This window comes from Microcoleus sp. S13_C5 (assembly GCF_036700845.1).
GTDB lineage: Bacteria > Cyanobacteriota > Cyanobacteriia > Cyanobacteriales > Microcoleaceae > Microcoleus.
The window spans coordinates 1-4,689 of sequence record NZ_JAUBPR010000006.1; the positions used below are offsets into that span (position 1 = coordinate 1).

The window sequence follows — 4,689 nt, forward strand, 5'->3', positions numbered from 1 at the left end:
CACGGCAATCGTTTGGGAGTTTTGTGTTTCCGAATCTACCTTCCTTTCCTTCTGCTTGAATATCTGCGGAATGTGGGGTACAATGCCACAGTTTAAAGAGTGAATTGTGGCATAATACTAGCGATCGATGTTTTTACGAATTGCTAAGTGCTACATTTTGCTTTATTTCGCTCGATCGCCTCGCAGCATCGCCCACTTTCAAAGCGTACAAGCTACTAGCATTATTCACGTACAAAGGCGTACCCTTTGACAAATATTCCAACACCATATCGGTGTCTTTGGCAAACAAACCGCGCCGCGTCCCTACTTTGATGTTGTGCCGATTTTCTCCCTGAATTAATTGACCGGATTCAGGAGTAAACACCAGCGTTCCTGCTTCTCCGTAGATGGTAAAAATGTTTTCCGACTGCCAAAAAGTCTCTCCTTTTCCATAAACAGCTTCAGCGACAAGGCCATTGGCAAAGCGCAACTGTGCGTTGCACAAACAAGCTTTGTAGAAATCCGGCTGACTGTCCCAAAATTGAGCTTGACAGTTAACTGTTGTTACTTCCCCGAACAAATCGGTAAATCGGTGCAGTCGCGAAATTGCACCAACTAACGGAAAGCCAAAGAGGGAATGTTGATAAGTCCACCGCTGCGGGGCTGGATGTTGAGGAGTAATAGTAAGGTAGCGGGCGTAAAAAACTTTACCGATTAATGGCAAAGATTCTTTGATTGCTTGGTGCAAACCGCCTAACAGTTCGATGTGTTCGATGTGGAGGAGTTTTTGCTTTTGGGTGGCAAGTTCGATCGCCCTTTCTGCTTCAGGTACGTCTAAAGATAGAGGATATTCCACCACAAGGTGCTTGTTATTTTCTAGGGCGGCCAGGACGATCGCCCCGTGATCCCGGTTCACCGTACAGACAATCACCAAATCTAAATCGTCTCTTTCTACCAGCTTGCGCCAAGAAACGGCAGCTTCTGCCCCGAACCCTTGACAAAATGCTGCGGTTTTCTCCGGGCTGTGGCCAGCAACCGCTACCAAGTGCGATCGCCCATCAGCTTGAATTGTCTCGGCCCTCAACTTAGCGGCAAAACCAGTACCCACAATCCCCACGCGAATTGGAGAATTAACCGAAAAACCAAAGCGAGTATCAATATTAGTCATGGGATTTGAGATTTAAGAATTTAGATAGTTACAGACTTGCGCTGCAGGGGTTTAGGGTTCTACCGCCCCGATTGTAAGCTGTGGTTGTGGTGCGATTTATTCGATCGAGCCTTCAACACCCAAGTCTTGATGCGATCTCACTATACATTTCACCGCCTGCAGGGACTTGCCTTGCAGCAAGTTTTGCTGAAACTCGATCGACACACCGCATACCAACAACAGGGTTTTTGTGCTGTAGGGCTCAAAACAGGATTTTTCGTGGAAACCGGATTATTTAGCGCAAGTCTTGCGGCAACAGTATCACAAGGCTGAACCCAAGATAGGTATAAGTAATCAAGATGAAATTAGAAAAAGTTATAACTAATCCCATTCAAATGTTTTGTAAATAAGTGTGTCAACCTCCCTTCTATCCCCTACTATCATAGAGGGAACGAACCTAAGACCTAACCTCAAAGCTAATAGAGCGTTGAAGTTTGTATTAGGAAAAATTATCAATCTTGTTGAATTTTTGAGAGGATTTAGTGCATGGCAACTTACAAAGTTACCCTCATCAGCGAAGCCGAAGGAATAAACCAGACCATTGACGTTGATGACGATACTTACATTCTTGATGCTGCTGAAGAAGCAGGACTCGACCTCCCCTACTCTTGCCGCGCTGGAGCTTGCTCCACCTGCGCCGGCAAAATCACCAAAGGCGAAGTTGACCAATCCGACCAATCTTTCTTGGACGACGACCAAATCGAGGCCGGATTTGTCCTCACTTGCGTAGCCTATCCCAAGTCTGACTGTACGATCGAAACTCACCAAGAAGAAGCGCTCTACTAAGAAAGGACGCTCTGCGTGATACCCTAAGAAACCCGGTTTCTCGTTTCCAGAATTAAGCTGAAATAGCGCAATTATATTAAGAAACCGGGTTTCTGTGTCTAACATTGCAACAAAGCCGCCAGCAGTCTGTCACTCCCAGCTATGAATTCATAGCTGTTGGAGCAGATAGCTGACCAATAAATTTTAGATTTTAGATGGCAGATTTTAGATTAACTGTGAAACCAATCTAGAATCCCAAGTCTAAAATCTAAAAGTTTTACGGCTAATATTTAGTCTCGCGTTGCGCCGACGAAAGTTTGTGTAGTGGCGATGATTTAAATCGCCGAGTCTTAGGCCGACTCCGATCGACTATTCGCGCCAAAACGTAATATTATCGCTGAGCGGCACAACTTGAGCGCCGGGAAAATAAAAGCCCAGAATTTGAGATCCGTTCCAGCCCAAATTAGCCAAATTGTAAGAACCAGTCTGACTCATTCCCACCCCGTGTCCGAAACCGCCTCCGACAAAAGCATAACCGTTGAGAGTTTTGTCGGGATTGTAAATTGGTTCTAGGTAAAAAAGCGTGCTGATCGGCGGGTAAAAAGCATTGCGAATCTCGTCTTTGTCGATATCGATGGGGCCCAAGTCAGTTTGAACCTTCATTTTCAAAACTCGACCTGCGGGCGACCTTTCCACCACTTCCACCTGAGTGACAGTTTTAAAATTAGACAGCGGGTGCTGTTTCTTCTGAAGATACTGTTTGAGGAATCCACCAATCGCTGTCAAAGAAGCTGGTTGGTGCCACCGAAACGTGTCTTCTTTTTCCTCATTAAACCCTTTTTTCAAACTGATAAAGCGGCGGAAATTGTTTTCGTCAGACAAACTCTGCTTGGACAAATCCCAAATATTATTAGGCGAATCGACGATCGATCGCAAATATGGACGTTCCGCGCCCTGCCACACATCCCCAAAAGTCGCTGTCACGCCGCCGCTAGACGCGGAATAGAGCGCGTCTACTAGCTGATTTTGATAAGTTAGCACCAAACCGCTCGTTTGGGCGATCGCCTTATCACTTTGCGGGTAAACCTCGGTCAAACCCTTATAAACTTGGCAGTTAACATCAGCGCACAACTCATAATTATCCACAGCAAATCGGCGCAAATTTCTCAGGGCGTAGGTTCTCGCTAAAATAGTTTGAGCGACAATCGCAGCGTAAGGCGAAAAAGCCCCAATTTCGTGAGGAACAACACCCCGCAAATAAGTTTCCGTCAGCACTTTATTTACCAAAGTATAAGTGCCGTAAGCATTTTTTTGCAGGTGCAAACTGCCGCCATAACGGTGAGTTTCTTGAATTGCTTTTTCTGGTTCAGTAGCTGTCGCCTCTTGGGTGGTTTGTTGCAATACCTCAATCACATTTTTCCCGGCCGTCACATCCAACTCATTGCGGTTGAAACGAAAGCCGTTTAAAACCCAAAATGCCTGGGGTACTTGTTTAAAAACTTTGGAATCCAAAAAAGCTGTTGTGTTCCCTTGAGCTTGCAAACTTTGCAACAGCCAGCGCCGCACCAAAGGAGAGTTGTAAGTATCTCTTTTCGCCCAAACTTGCCAGCGAAAAGGTTGAGCAATTTCTACATCAATTCCCTGGGCACGCCACTGATTGGCGCTATCTTCTGCACTCTCGAAACTGCGGTGGGAGCTCAGAACAACTCGTTCTTCTACTAAGGGCGATTCCAGCGGTTTCGGGGCTATTTCTAACTTGACGCTAGCAGCCGTTTTGGTTTCTATGCCTTGAGGAGTTTTGTAACTCAATGTTAAGCTGTCGCCCGGTAATGCTTTCAGTGTTAGTTTGTCGGTTGCTTTCGTGCCAAACCGCTGCACTACGCCGATTTTGATGGGTCTATTTTGTGGAGTTTGGGCGTATCCCGCAGCGCTGAAAAGAGGCAACAGGCACAATGCGGTGAAAACAGTCCTAGAAATGCAGCTAAACCATTTGTAATTGGGAGTTGGAGGTGCTTGAGCGAACACGGTTATCTGTCTCGCGATAGTTGAAAATGGGGGATTTTTGATTGTACGTTAGCACATTTGGCCGCTGCTATAGGGGAATTGCGGAAGATAAGGTGGTTTGGTTCGTTAAACCGATAGTCCGACAGGGGTTGAAACCCCTGCCTCAAAGCGAAAGTCCTCTAAAAGAGGACTAATGAATTATTCAGTCCTCTTTGAGAGGACTTTCGCTATTAGACAGGGAATTCATTCCCTGGCGGACTGCCGGGTGGGCGGGAGGACTGGCGGACAAAAAGCTTAAGTTGACACGACGAAAGGCACTGCCGGTGTCCTGGCTGTGGGTAATATTAATTCCGATGCTACCGGATTTGATATCAAACGCAGGAATCGCAAAAGTTGCAATCGCTTTACATTCTGTTACACGGTCAGGTTTATTTGCACCTACCGACTGATTGGCTAATCATTTTTTCTGAGCACTAATCTCATCGCAAACGTGTTTATCGCTTTCCTCAGCATTATTCTGCAAATAGTCGTGCAGCCAATCGCAACCTTGCACCAGCATCTCATCTAAACTTTTAATTCGCCACAACCTTGCTGTTTTGTCCGATGATGCCGTAGCGATGTATTTGCCGTCGGGACTAAAACTGACACTCCATACTGTATCTTGATGTCCTTTAAATTCTTGTATCAACTTGCCTGTTAAATCCCACAACCGGGCTGTATTGTCCGATGATGCC

The 4,689-nt window shown here is 46.0% G+C and carries 5 protein-coding genes; 2 read left to right on the top strand and 3 right to left on the bottom strand.

The window, feature by feature from the left end:
• Positions 1–133: 133 nt before the first annotated feature.
• Positions 134–1,147 (bottom strand): Gfo/Idh/MocA family oxidoreductase, encoded by a 1,014-nt coding sequence (locus tag QUA04_RS02985; RefSeq protein ID WP_333253619.1) that lies wholly within the window; start codon positions 1,145–1,147, stop codon positions 134–136.
• An 84-nt stretch (positions 1,148–1,231) separates the two neighbouring features.
• Here QUA04_RS02985 and QUA04_RS02990 point away from each other — a divergent pair, with 84 nt between their 5' ends.
• A complete protein-coding gene (locus QUA04_RS02990; protein WP_333253621.1) occupies positions 1,232–1,459 on the top strand; it encodes a hypothetical protein in 228 nt (75 codons plus the stop codon).
• A gap of 213 nt (positions 1,460–1,672) precedes the next feature.
• Positions 1,673–1,972: a ferredoxin gene (locus tag QUA04_RS02995; protein WP_190663602.1), complete on the top strand. Its 300-nt coding sequence runs from the start codon at positions 1,673–1,675 to the stop codon at positions 1,970–1,972.
• 348 nt (positions 1,973–2,320) lie between these two features.
• Here QUA04_RS02995 and QUA04_RS03000 read toward each other — a convergent pair whose 3' ends face one another.
• Both QUA04_RS03000 and QUA04_RS03005 read right to left on the bottom strand, forming a co-directional pair.
• Complete coding sequence (locus QUA04_RS03000; protein WP_333253623.1) at positions 2,321–3,976, bottom strand: SpoIID/LytB domain-containing protein; 1,656 nt, start codon at positions 3,974–3,976, stop codon at positions 2,321–2,323.
• Positions 3,977–4,412: 436 nt separating this feature from the next.
• Positions 4,413–4,689: hypothetical protein (locus tag QUA04_RS03005; protein WP_333253625.1), on the bottom strand; the 277-nt coding region annotated here is incomplete at its 5' end.